Below are 17,357 nucleotides of genomic sequence, written 5' to 3' on the forward strand. Positions count from 1 at the left end.
TATGAAAGCATTGCTAGATTTATTTAAGCAAACGCAGGGCGAAGAGCAGTTTGATGTCATCAAAATTGGTCTCGCATCTCCTGAGAAAATTCGCTCATGGTCTTTTGGTGAAGTACGCAAACCAGAAACCATCAACTACCGGACTTTTAAGCCCGAGCGTGATGGTTTGTTCTGCGCCAAGATTTTTGGACCAACCAAAGACTACGAGTGCTTATGCGGCAAGTACAAGCGCTTAAAGTTCCGTGGCGTAATCTGCGAGAAGTGCGGTGTTGAAGTTACTCTCGCCAAGGTACGTCGTGAGCGTATGGGCCACATTGAGTTGGCAGCCCCTGTAGCGCACATCTGGTTCTTGAAGTCCTTGCCATCCCGTTTGGGTATGGTTCTCGATATGACATTGCGTGATATCGAGCGCGTTCTCTACTTTGAAGCATATGTAGTGGTTGATCCTGGCATGACTCCTGAAGGCGCGATGAAGCGTGGTCAGATCATGTCTGAGGACGAATACATTGCCAAGACTGAAGAGTATGGTGACGGCGCATTTACGGCCATCATGGGCGCGGAAGGTATTCGTGACCTCTTGCGTTCGATTGATATCGATCGTGAAGTAGAGACCATTCGTGCTGATTTAAAAGCTACTGGTAGCGATGCCAAGATCAAGAAATACGCTAAGCGCTTAAAAGTGCTCGAGGCGTTCCAGACTTCAGGTATTAAGCCTGACTGGATGATCATGGAAGTGTTGCCAGTATTGCCACCTGAATTGCGCCCATTGGTGCCATTGGATGGCGGTCGCTTTGCTACCTCCGATTTGAACGACCTCTATCGTCGTGTAATCAACCGTAACAACCGTTTAAAGCGTTTGTTAGAGTTGCGCGCACCAGAGATCATCGTTCGTAACGAAAAACGCATGTTGCAAGAAGCGGTTGACTCATTGCTCGACAACGGTCGTCGTGGTAAGGCTATGACTGGCGCTAACAAGCGTCCTCTCAAGTCCTTGGCTGAGATGATTAAAGGTAAGAGCGGTCGTTTCCGTCAAAACTTGTTGGGTAAACGTGTTGACTACTCTGGTCGTTCAGTCATCGTGGTTGGCCCTACATTGAAATTGCATCAGTGCGGCTTACCAAAATTGATGGCCTTGGAGTTGTTCAAGCCATTTATTTTCAACAAGCTTGAGACTTTGGGAATTGCAACCACGATTAAGGCTGCAAAGAAAGAAGTTGAAAGCCAGACTCCAATCGTTTGGGACATTCTCGAAGAAGTGATTCGTGAACATCCAATCATGTTGAACCGTGCGCCTACATTGCACCGTCTCGGTATTCAGGCTTTCGAGCCAATGCTGATTGAAGGTAAAGCAATCCAATTGCACCCATTAGTCTGCGCGGCATTTAACGCGGACTTTGATGGTGACCAAATGGCGGTTCACGTTCCTTTGTCGCTCGAAGCGCAAATGGAAGCACGTACATTGATGTTGGCTTCGAACAATGTATTGTTCCCAGCTAACGGCGAGCCATCAATCGTTCCTTCACAGGACGTGGTGTTGGGTCTGTACTACGCTACACGTGACAAGATAAACGGTAAAGGCGAAGGCATGGTGTTCGCTAACATTACTGAAGTAGTACGCGCATACGAAGCAGGTCAAGTTGAATTGGCTTCTCGTGTCGCTGTTCGTATTACTGAGTTTGAGATTGTGGACAAGAAGGCAGAGGGCGATGCCCGTTTTGCTGAAAAGACCAAGATCTATCAAACATCAGTTGGCCGTGCAATCTTGTCTGAGATTTTGCCTAAAGGCATGTCTTTCGAGGAAATTAACAAGCCTTTGAAGAAAAAAGAAATCTCACGTTTGATCAACACATCATTCCGCAAGTGCGGTTTGCGTGAAACAGTTATTTTTGCTGACCGCCTCTTGCAGTCTGGTTTCCGTTTGGCAACCAACGCTGGTATCTCAGTTGCGATTGACGATATGTTGATCCCGACCTCTAAAGAGCGCATCATCACTGAGGCTTCTGCCAAGGTTAAAGAGTACGACAAGCAGTTCATGTCAGGCCTCGTAACCAATCAAGAGCGTTATAACAACGTGGTTGATATTTGGGGTGCTGCAGGTGACCAAGTTGGTAAGGCGATGATGGACGAGTTGTCACACGTTGACGTACTCGACCGTAACGGTAAGACTGTTCGTCAAGAGTCCTTTAACTCCATCTACATGATGGCGGATTCTGGTGCACGTGGATCTGCAGCGCAGATTCGTCAGTTGGCTGGTATGCGTGGTTTGATGGCTAAGCCTGATGGCTCCATCATTGAAACCCCAATTACTGCGAACTTCCGTGAAGGCTTGAACGTATTACAGTACTTCATTTCAACCCACGGTGCTCGTAAAGGTCTTGCTGATACAGCGTTGAAGACAGCGAACTCTGGTTACTTGACACGTCGTTTGTGCGACGTTACTCAAGACCTCGTGGTGATTGAAGATGATTGCGGCGCAACTTCTGGCGTAACAATGAAAGCGCTTGTTGAAGGCGGCGAAATTATCGAAGCATTGCGTGATCGTATTTTGGGTCGTGTATGTATCGGTGACATCGTTCATCCTGATACACAAGAAGTCATCGTTCCTAACGACACCTTGCTCGACGAAGATCATGTTGATCAAATCGTTGCATTGGGTATCGACGAAGTTAAAGTGCGCACAGTATTGTCTTGCTTAACTCGCTTTGGTTTGTGCGCTAAGTGCTACGGTCGTGATCTTGGTCGCGGCGGTCTGGTGAACGTTGGCGAAGCAGTAGGCGTTATCGCTGCTCAGTCCATCGGTGAGCCAGGCACACAGTTGACTATGCGTACCTTCCATATCGGTGGTGCAGCATCACGTGCTTTGGTTGCAAGCAACATCGAAGCTAAGTCTAATGGTGCTTTGAAATTCTCTGCCACGATGCGTGTTGTCAAGAACGCGAAGGGCGAGCAGATCGTGATTTCACGTTCTGGCGAAGCCTTGATCGTTGATGAGAATGGTCGTGAGCGCGAGCGTCATAAAGTACCTTACGGTGCAACTCTCTTGTTGAAAGAAGATGCAACTGTTAAGGCTGGCGCAAGCTTGGCGACATGGGATCCGTTAACACGCCCGATTATTTCTGAGTACGCGGGTATCGCTCGCTTTGATAACGTTGAAGAAGGCGTCACCGTTGCTAAGCAGGTTGACGAAGTTACTGGTCTGTCCACTTTGGTGGTTATTGACGGCAAACGTCGCTCTGCTGCAAGCAAAGGCGTTCGCCCAATGATCAACTTGGTTGATGACAAGGGTAACGAAGTCATGATTGCCGGTACTGATCACCCAGTAAACATTGGTCTCCAAGTAGGTGCTTTGATTACTGTTAAAGATGGTCAAAAGGTCGAAGTTGGTGAAGTATTGGCACGTATTCCAATCGAATCACAGAAGACTCGCGACATTACCGGCGGCTTGCCACGCGTTGCTGAATTGTTCGAAGCACGTTCACCTAAAGATGCAGCTGTCTTGGCGAAAGTTACTGGAACAGTTTCTTTCGGTAAAGAAACCAAAGGTAAACAGCGTTTGGTTATTACCGATATGGACGGCGAAGCCAATGAATTCTTGATTCCTAAAGAGAAGCAAGTTCTTGTTCATGACGGTCAAGTTGTGAACAAGGGCGAGATGATTGTGGAAGGCCCTGCTGATCCACATGACATCTTGACTCTCCGCGGTATTGAAGAGTTGGCGATCTACATCGTTGATGAAGTTCAAGACGTTTACCGTTTGCAGGGCGTGAAGATTAACGACAAGCATATTGAAGTGATCGTGCGTCAAATGTTGCGTCGTGTGCAAATTACTGATGGCGGCGATACCGCTTACATCACTGGTGAGCAAGTTGAGCGTTCAAAACTGTATGACGCAAATGATTTGGTGATTGCCGCAGGTAAGCGCCCAGCCCAGTTCGAAAACGTGCTGTTGGGTATTACAAAAGCATCCTTGTCGACAGACAGTTTCATTTCAGCGGCTTCTTTCCAAGAAACCACCCGTGTATTGACCGAAGCCGCAATTATGGGCAAGACCGATACACTTCGTGGCCTCAAGGAAAACGTCATTATTGGTCGTCTGATTCCTGCTGGTACCGGCTTGTCTTATCGCCGTGCACGCAAGGTCAGAGAGCAGTTCGAACGTGATCGCGCTCAAATGATTGCCGCCGAAGAGGAAGCAATGGTCAATACGCCTGTAGAAATAGAGGCTGAAATCGTTGCTCCTGCTGGGGAGGCTGATCCAAGCTAATTTGGTAATTCTGGCCAGAAATGGCCAGTTTTTTCCCCATTTGGTTGACGGAAAAGGCTGGCCAAGCTAGAATGCTGAGTTCTACTGATTCAGAAGAGGGTCTTTTTGACCTAGAAATTCTCTAAGTCATTGATTTTCTTAAAGAAAGCAACAAAGAAGTACTAACCGAGCTATTTTATGCCAACAATTAATCAATTAATACGCAAGCCAAGATCCAGGCTTATCGTTAAAAGCAAGAGCCCTGCACTGGAAAACAGTCCGCAGCGCCGTGGTGTTTGTACACGTGTGTACACCACTACTCCTAAAAAGCCTAACTCTGCGCTTCGTAAAGTAGCCAAAGTTCGCTTAACCAATGGTTTTGAAGTTATTTCATACATTGGCGGTGAAGGCCATAACCTCCAGGAACACTCAGTAGTGTTAATCCGTGGTGGTCGTGTAAAGGATTTGCCAGGTGTTCGTTACCACATCGTTCGTGGCTCACTTGACTTGCAAGGTGTTAAAGACCGTAAGCAATCACGTTCCAAGTACGGTGCTAAGCGCGCTAAGAAATCTGCTTAATCTTTCAATAGATTTTTGCTGAAGTATTTGTAGTAAGTCTTCGTTTGTCAGACTTTAAAGACAAGTAAGTGGTTGTTCCGTCTAGGAATCTTCTTAGATAGTAGGGCAACCGGAGTGGGTGATTCATGTGAATCATCCCTAACTGAACTGAAGGAGTAGTTATGCCACGTCGTCGTGAAGTTCCCAAACGGGAAATTTTGCCGGATCCAAAATTCGGAAATGTAGAAGTAGCTAAATTCATGAACGTCCTCATGTTGGACGGCAAGAAATCGGTTGCAGAGCGTATCGTTTACGGTGCCTTTGACCACATCGAGAAAAAAGCAAATAAAGAACCACTTGAAGTTTTCTCAACAGCTATGGGCAACGTTAAGCCAATGGTTGAGGTGAAGAGCCGTCGTGTTGGTGGTGCTAACTATCAGGTTCCTGTTGAAGTTCGTCCATCACGCCGTTCTGCTTTGGCAATGCGCTGGGTGCGCGAAGCCGCTAAAAAGCGTGGTGAGAAATCAATGGCCCAACGTTTGGCCAACGAATTATTAGAAGCTGCAGAAGGTCGCGGCGGAGCAATGAAGAAGCGTGAAGAAGTTCACCGTATGGCAGAAGCTAACAAAGCTTTCTCACATTTCCGCTTCTAATCGCACAGCAAAGAAAAGGTACCAACAGTGGCACGTAAAACTCCTATCGACAAATACCGCAATATCGGTATTTCTGCGCACATTGACGCAGGTAAGACAACAACTACAGAACGTGTTTTGTTCTACACCGGTGTTAACCACAAGATCGGTGAAGTACATGATGGCGCTGCAACCATGGACTGGATGGAGCAAGAGCAAGAGCGTGGTATCACGATTACTTCTGCTGCTACTACAACGTTCTGGAAGGGCATGGCTGGCAATTTCCCAGAGCACCGCATCAATATTATTGATACCCCAGGACACGTAGACTTCACTATTGAAGTTGAGCGTTCAATGCGTGTATTGGATGGTGCATGCATGGTTTACTGTGCGGTAGGCGGTGTTCAGCCACAATCTGAAACTGTTTGGCGTCAAGCTAACAAGTATCAGGTTCCACGTTTAGCATTCGTAAACAAGATGGACCGTACTGGCGCGAACTTCTTTAAGGTCTATGACCAGATGAAGTTACGTCTCAAAGCAAACCCTATCTTGATCCAGATTCCTATCGGCGCTGAAGAGAATTTCAAAGGCGTTGTGGACTTAGTAAAAATGAAGGCCATCTATTGGGATGAGGCTTCACAAGGTACTAAATTTACCTACGAAGAGATTCCTGCTGAATTAAAGGCATCTGCAGATGAGTGGCGCGAAAAGATGGTTGAAGCCGCCGCTGAAAGTTCAGAAGAGTTGATGGAGAAGTACCTCGGTGGCGAAGAGTTGACCGAAGAAGAAATCAAAAAAGCATTGCGTCAACGTACGATTGCTAATGAAATCATTCCAATGATGTGCGGAACTGCTTTCAAAAACAAAGGCGTTCAAGCGATGTTGGATGCAGTGGTTGAGCTACTGCCATCCCCATTAGATGTTCCACCAGTTCCATGTGAATTGGAAGATGGCACGCCTACGACACGTAAAGCTGATGATGCTGAGAAATTCTCTGCGTTGGCATTTAAGATCATGACTGACCCATTTGTTGGCCAGCTCATCTTCTTCCGTGTTTACTCAGGTGTAATGAAATCAGGTGACACAATCTACAACCCAATTAAGGGCAAGAAAGAGCGTGTTGGACGTTTGTTGCAGATGCATGCAAATCAACGTGAAGAAATTAAAGAAGTGTACGCAGGCGATATCGCTGCTGCAGTTGGTCTGAAAGACGCAACTACAGGCGAAACATTGTGTGATCCAGATAGCATCGTGATTTTGGAGCGCATGGTATTCCCAGAGCCGGTGATCTCTCAAGCTGTTGAGCCTAAGACAAAACCAGACCAAGAAAAAATGGGTCTTGCTTTGAATCGTTTGGCACAAGAAGATCCATCATTCCGCGTTAAGACAGATGAAGAATCTGGCCAAACTATTATTTCCGGAATGGGCGAGCTCCACTTGGAAATTTTGGTTGACCGTATGCGTCGTGAGTTTGGTGTTGAGGCAACTGTTGGTAAGCCACAAGTTGCCTATCGCGAAACGATTCGCAAGGTTTGCGAAGAAATCGAAGGTAAGTTTGTTAAGCAGTCTGGTGGTCGTGGTCAATATGGTCACGTGGTATTGAAGCTTGAGCCACAAGAGCCAGGCAAAGGTTTTGAATTCATTGACGCTATTAAGGGCGGCGTGGTTCCACGCGAATACATCCCTGCAGTAGAAAAAGGAATTCGCGAAACATTGAATTCCGGTATTTTGGCTGGCTATCCAGTTGTAGATATCAAAGCAACATTGTTCTTCGGTTCATACCATGACGTTGACTCCAATGAAAACGCATTTAAGATGGCGGGTTCTATGGCATTCAAAGACGGTATGCGTAAAGCATCCCCAGTGTTGCTTGAGCCGATGATGGCTGTTGAAGTCGAAACACCAGAAGATTTCATGGGTAACGTAATGGGTGATCTCTCATCCCGTCGCGGTATTTTGCAAGGTATGGATGACATTCCAGGCGGCGGTAAGATTGTTCGCGCTGAAGTGCCGTTGGCAGAGATGTTTGGTTACTCAACTGGCTTGCGCTCGTTGACCCAAGGTCGCGCTACCTACACCATGGAATTTAAGCATTATTCCGAAGCACCGAAGAACGTTGCTGAAGCAGTCATGGCTGCTAAAGCGAAGTAATTTATCCACATTAATTTTGAATATTGACTAGCTAAAGAAGGCAGACAAAAATGGCAAAAGAAAAATTCGAGCGGACAAAACCGCACGTAAACGTAGGCACCATCGGTCACGTTGACCACGGTAAAACCACATTGACAGCAGCAATTGCAACCGTGCTTTCTAAAGCATTCGGTGGCGAAGCTAAAGCATACGATCAGATCGATGCTGCTCCAGAAGAAAAAGCACGCGGTATTACGATTAATACAGCACACGTTGAGTACGAGACAGCAAACCGTCACTACGCACACGTTGATTGCCCAGGACATGCTGACTACGTTAAGAACATGATTACTGGTGCTGCTCAGATGGACGGCGCAATTTTAGTTTGCTCTGCTGCTGACGGCCCAATGCCACAAACTCGTGAACACATCCTCTTGGCACGCCAAGTTGGTGTTCCTTACATCATCGTGTTCCTGAACAAGTGCGACATGGTTGATGACGAAGAGTTGTTAGAGCTCGTAGAAATGGAAGTTCGTGAGCTTTTATCTAAATACAAATTCCCTGGCGATGACACACCAATCGTTCGTGGTTCTGCTAAGTTAGCCCTTGAAGGCGACGAAGGCCCATTGGGTAAAGAAGCCATCATGAAATTGGCTGAAGCATTAGATACCTTCATTCCTACTCCAGAACGTGCTGTTGATGGCGCCTTCTTGATGCCAGTAGAAGACGTGTTCTCTATCTCTGGTCGCGGTACTGTAGTTACAGGCCGTATCGAGCGCGGTATCGTTAAAGTGGGTGAAGAGATCGAAATCATCGGTATCAAGCCAACACTCAAGACAACTTGTACTGGTGTTGAAATGTTCCGCAAATTGCTCGACCAAGGTCAAGCAGGCGATAACGTTGGTATCTTGTTACGCGGTACAAAACGTGAAGAAGTTGAGCGCGGCCAAGTATTGGCTAAGCCAGGTTCAATCACCCCACATACTCACTTTACAGCCGAGGTTTACATCTTGGGTAAAGACGAAGGTGGTCGTCATACTCCATTTTTTAACAACTATCGTCCACAGTTTTACTTCCGTACAACGGACGTAACTGGTTCAATCGAGTTGCCAAAAGACAAAGAAATGGTGATGCCTGGTGATAACGTTTCGATTACCGTAAAGCTCATCGCTCCAATCGCGATGGAAGAAGGTTTACGTTTTGCGATCCGTGAAGGTGGCCGTACTGTTGGCGCCGGTGTGGTTGCAAAGATTTTGGCTTAAGTAATAAATAGATTCAGGTAGTAGAAGTAAATAATATTTAGCGGTTTGCTAACCGGTGACATCAGTGCTGCTGATGTCACCGAGCTCTTTAGATGTATAACGTGGCAGCACCACAACGCTCTTTGGAATTAATATGCAAAACCAAAAAATTCGTATTCGCCTTAAAGCATTTGATTACCGTTTGATCGACCAGTCCGCAGCTGAAATCGTTGATACAGCTAAGCGCACTGGTGCAGTTGTTAAGGGTCCAGTACCTTTGCCAACCCGTATCGAGCGCTTTGATATCTTGCGTTCACCACACGTGAACAAGACATCTCGTGATCAGTTAGAGATCCGTACCCATCTCCGTTTGATGGATATCGTTGATCCTACAGAGAAAACTGTAGATGCTTTGATGAAATTAGACCTCCCAGCAGGTGTGGATGTCGAAATTAAGTTGCAGTAATTTGTATTTTCCGGTCTTTTTGCTTGTCAAGACTGGGTTTTCGGGATAGAATCTAAGGCTTCGCTCAATTATTTGAGCGAAAATCTTAGTTTTATCAGCATTAAAACGTTGTAAGTTATTGATTTAGAAGTACTTTTACTTGTAAATCACTTAAATTAATTTTGCCGACCAATCGAAGTCGGCGTGGAGCATGAATATGAGCTTAGGCTTAATCGGCCGCAAGGTCGGCATGACCCGTCTATTTACGGACGAAGGGGATTCTATCCCTGTAACCGTAATTGACGTGAGCGACAACAGAATCGCTCAAATCAAGACCCAGGCAACTGATGGCTATGATGCTATCCAGTTAGCACATGGCACACGTAGAGCTACTCGCGTTACTAAAGCAATGGCTGGTCACTTCGCCAAAGCTGGTGTGATGGCTGGTAACGGGCTCAACGAATTCCAATTAGACGCAGCAAAAATCGCAGAAATGACGCCAGGACAAGTAATTCCTGCTGACACTGCATTTACTGCTGGTCAAAAAGTGGACGTACAAGGTGTGTCTATCGGTAAGGGCTACGCAGGTACCATCAAGCGTTATCACTTCGCTTCTGGTCGTGCATCCCACGGTAACTCACGTTCACATAACGTACCAGGCTCTATCGGTATGGCGCAAGATCCAGGTCGCGTTTTCCCTGGTAAGCGTATGACCGGTCACTTGGGTGACGTTACACGTACAGTTCAAAATTTAGTCATCGCACGCATTGATGCAGAACGTAATCTCATCATGGTTAAAGGCGCTATTCCAGGTGCCCCAGGCGGTAAAGTTATTGTTACTCCAGCGGTGAAGACACCGTTGAAGAAGAAATAAGGAGAGCGAATATGGAACTTAAGCTTCTCCAAGACAACGGTACTTTAGGTGCGGGCGTACAAGCTTCACCAGAAGTATTCGAACGTGAATATAACGAAGCCTTGGTACACCAAGTTGTAGTTGCTTACCAAGCAAATGCACGTAGCGGTAACCGTGCACAAAAAGACCGTGAGCAAGTTAAGCACACAACCAAGAAGCCTTGGCGTCAAAAAGGTACTGGTCGTGCACGTGCTGGTATGAGCTCTTCCCCGCTATGGCGTGGAGGTGGTCGTATATTCCCGAATTCTCCAGAAGAGAATTTCAGCCAAAAAGTAAACAAGAAAATGTACCGCGCTGGTATGAGATCTATTTTGTCTCAGTTAGCTCGCGAAGGTCGTTTGAATGTAGTTGATCAATTTTCTCTTGACGCTCCAAAGACTAAAGTTTTAGCTGACAAAGTTAAAGCAATGGGCTTGGATTCAGTCTTGATTATTGTTGATCAGGTTAGTGAGAATTTGTACTTGGCATCACGTAACTTGCATAAAGTTGCTGTTTGTGAGCCACAGCACGCTGATCCATTAGCTTTGGTTCAATACAAAAAAGTATTGGTAAGCAAAGCTGCGATCGCAAAAATTGAGGAGTTGCTGAAATGAGCCAAGTCCGTAAAAACGATCACAACCTAATGAGGGTTCTGCTTGGACCGGTTATCTCTGAAAAAGCCACTATGGTTGCAGAGAAAAACGAACAAGTAGTTTTCCAAGTAGCTCGCGACGCTAATAAGCTCGATGTGAAACAAGCAGTTGAATTGCTATTTAAAGTGCAAGTTGACTCAGTTCAAATCGTGAATCAAAAGGGTAAGCCTAAGCGCTATGGCCGTTTTGAAGGTCGTCGTGACCACACTAAGAAGGCCTACGTTAGCTTGAAGCCAGGTCAAGAAATTAACTTTGAAGCGGAGGCGAATTAATCATGCCTTTGATGAAGACAAAACCGACCTCACCAGGTCGTCGTTCAATGGTCAAGGTGGTAAATCCTGACCTGCATAAAGGTAAACCTTTTGCAGCGTTGGTAGAGCCGCAATTCCAAAAAGCGGGTCGTAACAATAATGGTCACATCACTACCCGTCATAAAGGTGGTGGTCATAAGCATCACTATCGCGTTGTTGACTTCAAACGCAATGACAAAGATGGTATTCCAGCAAAAGTTGAACGCTTGGAATACGATCCAAACCGCAGTGCAAATATTGCATTGATCGTGTTTGCTGATGGTGAGCGTCGCTACATTCCTGCTGCTAAAGGCATGACTGTTGGTCAGGTATTGATGAGTGGCTCAGAAGCCCCAATCAAGTCTGGTAACAACTTGCCAATTCGCAATATTCCAGTTGGTAGCACCATTCACTGCGTTGAAATCATGCCAGGTAAAGGTGCGCAAGTTGCACGTTCCGCCGGTGGTTCAGCAGTATTGTTGGCTCGTGAAGGCGTCTACGCTCAAGTGCGTTTGCGCTCTGGTGAAGTTCGTCGTGTTCTGATTGACTGCCGCGCCACTATTGGCGAAGTTGGCAACGAAGAGCATAGCTTGCGTGTTATCGGTAAAGCTGGTGCAAATCGCTGGCGTGGTATTCGCCCAACCGTTCGCGGTGTGGCAATGAACCCAGTAGATCACCCACACGGTGGTGGTGAAGGTAGAACTGGCGAAGGCCGTGTACCTGTATCCCCATGGGGCACTCCAACCAAAGGTTATCGTACACGTCGCAATAAGCGTACAACTTCGATGATCGTTCAACGTCGTCAAAAACGTTAAGCGATAAGGATAAATAGATATGACACGTTCAGCTAAAAAAGGCCCATTTTGCGACGCCAGCTTAGTAAAAAAAGTTGAAGTTGCACAAGCCAACAAAGACAAAAAGCCGATCAAAACTTGGTCACGCCGTTCAACAATCCTCCCAGACTTTATTGGTCTGACGATTGCTGTGCATAACGGTCGTCAACACGTTCCGGTATATGTATCAGAAAACATGGTGGGTCATAAGTTAGGCGAGTTTGCCTTGACCCGTACTTTCAAAGGTCACGCTGCCGACAAGAAAGTAACGAAGAAGTAAGGGGATGATGATGGAAGTTAAAGCTATTCACAAGGGTGCCCGCATTTCTGCGCAAAAGACACGTTTGGTCGCTGACCAAATTCGTGGTTTGCCAATTGCTCGCGCATTAAACATTTTGAACTTCAGCCCCAAGAAAGCTGCCTTCATTGTGAAAAAAGTGGTTGAGTCTGCAGTGGCCAACGCTGAACACAATAAAGGTGCTGATATTGATGAGCTCAAGGTATCAACAATTATTGTTGATAAAGGTACTTCCTTGAAGCGCTTCACAGCACGCGCAAAGGGTCGTGGCAATCAAATTGAAAAACAAACATGTCACATTACCGTGACCTTGAGTAACTAAGGAAAGATATGGGACAAAAGATAAACCCAACCGGATTCCGACTCGCGGTAACGAAGAATTGGACATCAAAGTGGTATGCAAACAATACTGACTTCGCAAAGATGTTGAAAGAGGACGTAGATGTCCGCATCTATCTCAAGAAGAAATTAAAGAATGCATCTGTAAGTAAAGTTGTGATTGAGCGTCCTGCAAAGAATGCCCGTATCACTATATATAGCTCACGTCCAGGCGTTGTAATTGGTAAAAAAGGCGAAGATATTGAAGTACTCCGCCGTGAATTGCAAAAACGTATGGGTGTTCCAGTTCACGTAAACATTGAAGAAATTCGTAAGCCAGAAGTTGACGCGCAATTGATCGCCGATTCAATTACTCAGCAACTCGAAAAGCGCATTATGTTCCGTCGCGCAATGAAGCGTGCAATGCAAAATGCAATGCGCCTTGGCGCACAAGGCATCAAGATCATGTCATCAGGTCGTTTGAATGGTGCTGAGATTGCTCGTCGCGAATGGTATCGTGAAGGTCGTGTTCCACTTCATACATTGAAGGCTGATATCGATTACGCAACATCAGAAGCTGAGACAACATACGGCATCATCGGTGTAAAAGTTTGGGTATACAAAGGTGACACATTGGGTCGTGGTGCAGAAGCTCAAGTTGCTGCACAAGCCGCTGAACCAGCTGCCGAAGAAAAGAAAACTCGTCGTGCTCCAAGCAAGACAGCTGCTCGTAAACCAGCTGCTGCCACAGACAAGCCATTAGTTGCTGCTAAGCCAGCAGTAAAGCGTGTGCGTAAGGTTGAAACACCTGCCGCAGATACGCAGAAGTCAGGAGAGTAAGCATGCTACAACCAAAGCGTCGCAAGTATCGTAAGGAACAAAAAGGCCGTAACACTGGCGTGGCAACACGCGGTAGTTCAGTTGCCTTTGGTGACTTTGGATTGAAGGCCGTTGGCCGTGGTCGTTTGACTGCTCGTCAAATCGAGTCAGCACGTCGTGCAATGACTCGTCACATTAAACGTGGTGGCCGTATTTGGATTCGCATTTTCCCAGATAAGCCAATTTCACAAAAACCTGCTGAAGTACGTATGGGTAACGGTAAAGGTAATCCAGAGTACTACGTAGCTGAAATTCAACCAGGCAAAGTGCTCTACGAGATGGACGGTGTTGATGAGCAATTGGCGCGCGAAGCTTTCAAGCTTGCTGCAGCTAAGTTGCCTTTACAGACCACTTTCGTGATTCGCCACTTAGGTTGATCGGGATAGAGATTATGAAAAATACAGAATTAGCATCAAAAGATCTGACAGCTTTAAATGCAGAGTTAACCGAGTTGCTTAAGACCGGTTTCAAGCTCCGCATGCAAAAAGGCACTCAGCAACTCACAAATACCAGCCAATTGGGTAAAAATAAGCGCGACATCGCTCGTGTGAAGACTTTTATTGCCCAAAAGACTGCACAGAAATAAGGAAAAAGGGATATGACAGAATTATCTAAACCCTTACGCCGCACCCTAGTGGGCCGTGTTGTTAGCGACAAAATGCAGAAAACTGTGACGGTGTTGGTTGAGCGTCAAGTTAAGCATCCAGTGATTGGTAAGTATGTTGGCCAATCCAAAAAGTACCATGCTCATGACGAAGCTGGCACATACAAGATGGGTGATACCGTTGAAATTGCTGAATCTAAGCCAATTTCACGCACTAAATCTTGGGTTGTGACCCGTTTGGTTGAGGCTTCAAAGGGTATTTAAAGAAATATTGGGGATTTTGGTGAAGTTTCTTCCCAAATCCCTATTTAATGTAGTAGAATAGAAGGCTTCTCTGGTTTTATTGGAGAAGCAGTGTTTTTCATTAATTCCGGGTTTTAACTTTCGTTAAAGCCCATAGACGGAACCAAGACTGTTTGCCTTTGGCCAATAAGTTGGGGATTAGAAATGATACAAACCGAAAGTAGATTACAGGTTGCCGATAACACAGGCGCCAGTGAAGTTTTGTGCATCAAGGTATTGGGCGGCTCTAAGCGTCGTTACGCCAGTATCGGTGATGTCATTAAAGTGACTGTAAAGTCCGCTGCTCCACGTGGCCGTGTAAAAAAAGGTGACATTTATAACGCCGTAGTAGTGAGAACTGCTAAGGGTGTTCGCCGTCCAGATGGTTCATTGATTAAGTTCGATGGCAACGCTGCGGTTTTGCTCAACGCTAAGTTAGAGCCAATTGGCACACGTATCTTTGGACCAGTAACGCGCGAGTTGCGTACTGAAAAGTTCATGAAGATCGTTTCTCTCGCCCCCGAAGTTATTTAAGAGGCTGATATGAAAAAGATTCGTAAAGGTGATTCAGTAGTTCTGTTGACTGGCCGCGATAAGGGCAAGCAAGGAACTGTTACAGCCGTTCTCGAGAACAAATTAGTGATCGAAGGCGTAAACATTTATAAAAAGAGCGTCAAGCCAAATCCAGCAGCCGGTGTTACTGGCGGCATGATTGACAAGACGATGCCTGTTCACATTTCTAATGTGGCTGTGGTTGACGGTAACGGCAAACCATCACGTGTTGGTATCAAACTCGTGGATGGTAAAAAGCAACGTTTCCTCAAAACCACCGGCGCAACTTTAAGCGCATAAGGGGCACGGAGAAATTATGAGCACACGTTTTCAAGAGCACTATCAAGCTAAAGTCGTTGCAGATTTGATCGCCAAGTTTGGCTACAAGTCTGTAATGGAAGTTCCACGTATCACTAAGGTAACCCTAAACATGGGCTTGGGCGATGCAGTGAACGACAAGAAGATTATCGAAAATGCAGTTGGTGATTTAACTAAAGTTGCTGGCCAAAAGCCTGTTGTAACTAAAGCTAAAAAAGCGATTGCAGGTTTCAAAATTCGTCAAGGTTACCCAATCGGTGCCATGGTGACATTGCGTGGCGCACGCATGTACGAATTCTTGGATCGTTTCGTTACTGTTGCATTGCCACGCGTTCGTGACTTCCGTGGAATCTCCGGCAAAGCATTTGACGGCCGCGGTAACTACAACATCGGCGTTAAAGAGCAGATCATTTTCCCTGAAATCGAATACGACAAGATTGATGCCCTCCGTGGTCTCAATATCAGTATTACGACGACCGCTAAAACCGACGAAGAAGCAAAAGCTTTGTTGGCAGCGTTCAAATTCCCTTTCCGCAATTAAGAGGTTAACGTGGCAAAACTATCCCTAATTGAGCGCGAGAATAAGCGCGCAAAAACTGTAGAGAAGTACGCTGTAAAGCGTGCTGAACTCAAAGCAATCATTGCTGATCAATCACGCAGCGATGAAGAGCGCTATGAAGCTCGCTTGAAACTACAGGCACTTCCACGTAACGCAAGCCCGATTCGTCAAAGAAATCGTTGTTCATTAACCGGTCGCCCACGTGGCACATTCCGTAAGTTCGGTTTGGCTCGTAGCAAGATTCGTGAAATCGCCTTCCGTGGCGAAATCCCCGGTTTAACCAAGGCCAGCTGGTAAGCGGCGAAAGAATTAGGAGAACTCATGAGTATCAGCGATCCAATCGCCGACATGTTGACAAGGATCCGCAATGCGCAAGCAGTGCAGAAACCCGTAGTCTTGATGCCGTCGTCAAAAGTAAAAGTAGCCATCGCAAAAGTTTTGCAAGATGAAGGCTATATCGAAAGTTTTGAAATCAAAGGTGAGGCAGCTAAGCCAGTGCTACACATTGATCTCAAATACTATGCAGGCCGTCCTGTTATTGAGCGTATTGACCGTGTATCAACACCAAGTCTACGTATCTATAAAGGCCGTCATGACATTCCAGAGGTAATGAATGGCTTGGGCATTGCAATTATTTCAACCCCTCAAGGCGTAATGACAGACCGCAAAGCACGTGCAACAGGCGTGGGCGGCGAAGTTATTTGCTACGTAGCTTAAGGAGCGAAATATGTCCCGCGTAGGTAAATCACCAATTACAGTTCCTAAAGGCGCTGAAATCAGCATCAACGGTGCAAACATTACTGTTAAGGGTCCATTGGGCACTTTGACACATAACTTGCATCCTTCTGTTGGTTTGAAACAAGAAGATGGCGTATTGACAGTTGTTTTAAATAACAACTCACCAGAAGCTGGTGCACAGTCAGGTACAGCCCGTGCTTTGGTTAACAACATGGTTGTTGGCGTAACTGCTGGCTTTGAGCGCAAGCTCAGCTTGGTAGGCGTTGGTTACCGTGCTGCTGCTCAAGGTGAAACATTGAAATTGCAGTTAGGTTTCTCACATGACATTATTTACAACCTGCCAAAGGGTGTAAAGGCTGAGACCCCTACTCAAACTGAAATCATTATCAAAGGTTCCAACAAGCAGCAAGTTGGCCAGGTCGCAGCTGAAGTTCGCGCATACCGTTCACCAGAGCCATACAAAGGCAAGGGCGTTCGCTACGTGGATGAGGTTGTGCATCTGAAAGAAACTAAGAAGAAGTAAGCGAGATTAGAAAATGAATAAAGACGAATCCAGACAAAGACGCGCTAGGCAGACTCGTATTCGCATTGCCGAAGCTTTGGCAAATCGCTTAACAGTTATCCGTAGCAATACTCATATTTCTGCTCAGGTTTACAGCCCATGCGGAACCAAAGTTGTAGCAGCTGCTTCAACAATGGAAAAAGATTTGCGCCAAGCGATCAAAAACGGCGGCAACGCTGAAGCGGCAAAACAAATCGGCAAGTTAGTTGCTGAGCGTGCTGTTAAAGCAGGCATTGTTGATGTTGCGTTTGATCGTTCCGGTCATCGTTACCACGGCCGTATTAAGGCCTTAGCTGAAGCTGCGCGTGAAGCCGGCCTGAAGTTCTAATA

The 17,357-nt window shown here is 46.2% G+C and carries 23 protein-coding genes; all 23 read left to right on the forward strand.

The features are described from left to right. Position 1 precedes the first annotated feature (1 nt). The 23 genes from rpoC to rplR all read left to right on the forward strand — a co-directional run bounded on the left by rpoC (position 2) and on the right by rplR (position 17,355). Positions 2–4,264, forward strand: a complete 4,263-nt coding sequence (gene rpoC, locus ICN36_RS02175; protein WP_216226781.1) for a DNA-directed RNA polymerase subunit beta' — start codon at positions 2–4, stop codon at positions 4,262–4,264. Between the two features lie 177 nt (positions 4,265–4,441). Further along, positions 4,442–4,822, forward strand: a complete 381-nt coding sequence (gene rpsL, locus ICN36_RS02180) for a 30S ribosomal protein S12 (RefSeq protein WP_072582063.1) — start codon at positions 4,442–4,444, stop codon at positions 4,820–4,822. Positions 4,823–4,983: 161 nt separating this feature from the next. Then, complete coding sequence (gene rpsG / locus ICN36_RS02185) at positions 4,984–5,454, forward strand: 30S ribosomal protein S7 (protein WP_015420229.1); 471 nt, start codon at positions 4,984–4,986, stop codon at positions 5,452–5,454. A 27-nt stretch (positions 5,455–5,481) separates the two neighbouring features. Beyond that, complete coding sequence (gene fusA, locus ICN36_RS02190) at positions 5,482–7,584, forward strand: elongation factor G (protein ID WP_216226782.1); 2,103 nt, start codon at positions 5,482–5,484, stop codon at positions 7,582–7,584. Positions 7,585–7,634: 50 nt separating this feature from the next. Beyond that, a complete protein-coding gene (gene tuf, locus ICN36_RS02195) occupies positions 7,635–8,825 on the forward strand; it encodes an elongation factor Tu (protein WP_216152347.1) in 1,191 nt (396 codons plus the stop codon). A gap of 133 nt (positions 8,826–8,958) precedes the next feature. Beyond that, entirely contained in the window at positions 8,959–9,270 is a 312-nt protein-coding gene (gene rpsJ, locus ICN36_RS02200) for a 30S ribosomal protein S10 (protein WP_011901899.1), read from the forward strand. Between the two features lie 196 nt (positions 9,271–9,466). Next, on the forward strand, positions 9,467–10,123 hold the full coding sequence (gene rplC, locus ICN36_RS02205; RefSeq protein WP_011901900.1) for a 50S ribosomal protein L3: 657 nt from the start codon (positions 9,467–9,469) through the stop codon (positions 10,121–10,123). Between the two features lie 11 nt (positions 10,124–10,134). Beyond that, the gene (rplD, locus tag ICN36_RS02210; RefSeq protein ID WP_011901901.1) at positions 10,135–10,755 is read left to right on the forward strand and encodes a 50S ribosomal protein L4; all 621 of its coding nucleotides are present in this window, start codon (positions 10,135–10,137) and stop codon (positions 10,753–10,755) included. Next, on the forward strand, positions 10,752–11,066 hold the full coding sequence (gene rplW, locus ICN36_RS02215) for a 50S ribosomal protein L23 (RefSeq protein WP_072582065.1): 315 nt from the start codon (positions 10,752–10,754) through the stop codon (positions 11,064–11,066). Before rplD ends, rplW begins: the two co-directional genes overlap by 4 nt. Before the next feature lie 2 nt (positions 11,067–11,068). Next, positions 11,069–11,899 carry a 50S ribosomal protein L2 gene (gene rplB / locus ICN36_RS02220; protein ID WP_216226783.1) on the forward strand — a complete coding sequence of 277 codons (831 nt, stop codon included), beginning with the start codon at positions 11,069–11,071 and terminating at the stop codon, positions 11,897–11,899. A gap of 19 nt (positions 11,900–11,918) precedes the next feature. Then, on the forward strand, positions 11,919–12,197 hold the full coding sequence (rpsS, locus tag ICN36_RS02225) for a 30S ribosomal protein S19 (protein ID WP_011901904.1): 279 nt from the start codon (positions 11,919–11,921) through the stop codon (positions 12,195–12,197). A gap of 7 nt (positions 12,198–12,204) precedes the next feature. Next, positions 12,205–12,537, forward strand: a complete 333-nt coding sequence (rplV, locus tag ICN36_RS02230; RefSeq protein ID WP_215392687.1) for a 50S ribosomal protein L22 — start codon at positions 12,205–12,207, stop codon at positions 12,535–12,537. Between the two features lie 8 nt (positions 12,538–12,545). After that, positions 12,546–13,373 carry a 30S ribosomal protein S3 gene (gene rpsC, locus ICN36_RS02235; protein WP_216226784.1) on the forward strand — a complete coding sequence of 276 codons (828 nt, stop codon included), beginning with the start codon at positions 12,546–12,548 and terminating at the stop codon, positions 13,371–13,373. Between the two features lie 2 nt (positions 13,374–13,375). After that, the gene (gene rplP / locus ICN36_RS02240) at positions 13,376–13,789 is read left to right on the forward strand and encodes a 50S ribosomal protein L16 (protein WP_011901907.1); all 414 of its coding nucleotides are present in this window, start codon (positions 13,376–13,378) and stop codon (positions 13,787–13,789) included. A 14-nt stretch (positions 13,790–13,803) separates the two neighbouring features. Beyond that, a complete protein-coding gene (gene rpmC, locus ICN36_RS02245; RefSeq protein ID WP_215362451.1) occupies positions 13,804–13,998 on the forward strand; it encodes a 50S ribosomal protein L29 in 195 nt (64 codons plus the stop codon). A gap of 12 nt (positions 13,999–14,010) precedes the next feature. Further along, complete coding sequence (gene rpsQ, locus ICN36_RS02250; RefSeq protein ID WP_011901909.1) at positions 14,011–14,280, forward strand: 30S ribosomal protein S17; 270 nt, start codon at positions 14,011–14,013, stop codon at positions 14,278–14,280. Positions 14,281–14,463: 183 nt separating this feature from the next. Further along, positions 14,464–14,832, forward strand: a complete 369-nt coding sequence (rplN, locus tag ICN36_RS02255) for a 50S ribosomal protein L14 (protein ID WP_015420241.1) — start codon at positions 14,464–14,466, stop codon at positions 14,830–14,832. 9 nt (positions 14,833–14,841) lie between these two features. Continuing rightward, positions 14,842–15,150, forward strand: coding sequence for a 50S ribosomal protein L24 (rplX, locus tag ICN36_RS02260; protein ID WP_011901911.1), 309 nt, complete (start codon positions 14,842–14,844; stop codon positions 15,148–15,150). Between the two features lie 16 nt (positions 15,151–15,166). Beyond that, positions 15,167–15,709, forward strand: a complete 543-nt coding sequence (gene rplE / locus ICN36_RS02265; protein ID WP_046329383.1) for a 50S ribosomal protein L5 — start codon at positions 15,167–15,169, stop codon at positions 15,707–15,709. Between the two features lie 9 nt (positions 15,710–15,718). Further along, positions 15,719–16,024: a 30S ribosomal protein S14 gene (rpsN, locus tag ICN36_RS02270; RefSeq protein ID WP_011901913.1), complete on the forward strand. Its 306-nt coding sequence runs from the start codon at positions 15,719–15,721 to the stop codon at positions 16,022–16,024. Between the two features lie 24 nt (positions 16,025–16,048). Beyond that, complete coding sequence (gene rpsH / locus ICN36_RS02275) at positions 16,049–16,444, forward strand: 30S ribosomal protein S8 (protein ID WP_011901914.1); 396 nt, start codon at positions 16,049–16,051, stop codon at positions 16,442–16,444. 10 nt (positions 16,445–16,454) lie between these two features. Then, a complete protein-coding gene (gene rplF / locus ICN36_RS02280; protein WP_216226785.1) occupies positions 16,455–16,988 on the forward strand; it encodes a 50S ribosomal protein L6 in 534 nt (177 codons plus the stop codon). Positions 16,989–17,001: 13 nt separating this feature from the next. After that, positions 17,002–17,355: a 50S ribosomal protein L18 gene (gene rplR / locus ICN36_RS02285; RefSeq protein WP_046329386.1), complete on the forward strand. Its 354-nt coding sequence runs from the start codon at positions 17,002–17,004 to the stop codon at positions 17,353–17,355. Positions 17,356–17,357: the final 2 nt, after the last annotated feature.

This window comes from Polynucleobacter sp. UK-Gri1-W3 (assembly GCF_018881595.1).
Lineage (GTDB): Bacteria > Pseudomonadota > Gammaproteobacteria > Burkholderiales > Burkholderiaceae > Polynucleobacter.

Coding starts and splice junctions, on each gene's coding strand:
- rpoC (WP_216226781.1), top strand. CDS start 2: ATGAAAGCATTGCTAGATTTATTTAAGCAAACGCAGGGCGAAGAGCAG.
- rpsL (WP_072582063.1), top strand. CDS start 4,442: ATGCCAACAATTAATCAATTAATACGCAAGCCAAGATCCAGGCTTATC.
- rpsG (WP_015420229.1), top strand. CDS start 4,984: ATGCCACGTCGTCGTGAAGTTCCCAAACGGGAAATTTTGCCGGATCCA.
- tuf (WP_216152347.1), top strand. CDS start 7,635: ATGGCAAAAGAAAAATTCGAGCGGACAAAACCGCACGTAAACGTAGGC.
- rpsJ (WP_011901899.1), top strand. CDS start 8,959: ATGCAAAACCAAAAAATTCGTATTCGCCTTAAAGCATTTGATTACCGT.
- rplC (WP_011901900.1), top strand. CDS start 9,467: ATGAGCTTAGGCTTAATCGGCCGCAAGGTCGGCATGACCCGTCTATTT.
- rplD (WP_011901901.1), top strand. CDS start 10,135: ATGGAACTTAAGCTTCTCCAAGACAACGGTACTTTAGGTGCGGGCGTA.
- rplW (WP_072582065.1), top strand. CDS start 10,752: ATGAGCCAAGTCCGTAAAAACGATCACAACCTAATGAGGGTTCTGCTT.
- rplB (WP_216226783.1), top strand. CDS start 11,069: ATGCCTTTGATGAAGACAAAACCGACCTCACCAGGTCGTCGTTCAATG.
- rpsS (WP_011901904.1), top strand. CDS start 11,919: ATGACACGTTCAGCTAAAAAAGGCCCATTTTGCGACGCCAGCTTAGTA.
- rplV (WP_215392687.1), top strand. CDS start 12,205: ATGATGGAAGTTAAAGCTATTCACAAGGGTGCCCGCATTTCTGCGCAA.
- rpsC (WP_216226784.1), top strand. CDS start 12,546: ATGGGACAAAAGATAAACCCAACCGGATTCCGACTCGCGGTAACGAAG.
- rplP (WP_011901907.1), top strand. CDS start 13,376: ATGCTACAACCAAAGCGTCGCAAGTATCGTAAGGAACAAAAAGGCCGT.
- rpmC (WP_215362451.1), top strand. CDS start 13,804: ATGAAAAATACAGAATTAGCATCAAAAGATCTGACAGCTTTAAATGCA.
- rpsQ (WP_011901909.1), top strand. CDS start 14,011: ATGACAGAATTATCTAAACCCTTACGCCGCACCCTAGTGGGCCGTGTT.
- rplN (WP_015420241.1), top strand. CDS start 14,464: ATGATACAAACCGAAAGTAGATTACAGGTTGCCGATAACACAGGCGCC.
- rplX (WP_011901911.1), top strand. CDS start 14,842: ATGAAAAAGATTCGTAAAGGTGATTCAGTAGTTCTGTTGACTGGCCGC.
- rplE (WP_046329383.1), top strand. CDS start 15,167: ATGAGCACACGTTTTCAAGAGCACTATCAAGCTAAAGTCGTTGCAGAT.
- rpsH (WP_011901914.1), top strand. CDS start 16,049: ATGAGTATCAGCGATCCAATCGCCGACATGTTGACAAGGATCCGCAAT.
- rplF (WP_216226785.1), top strand. CDS start 16,455: ATGTCCCGCGTAGGTAAATCACCAATTACAGTTCCTAAAGGCGCTGAA.
- rplR (WP_046329386.1), top strand. CDS start 17,002: ATGAATAAAGACGAATCCAGACAAAGACGCGCTAGGCAGACTCGTATT.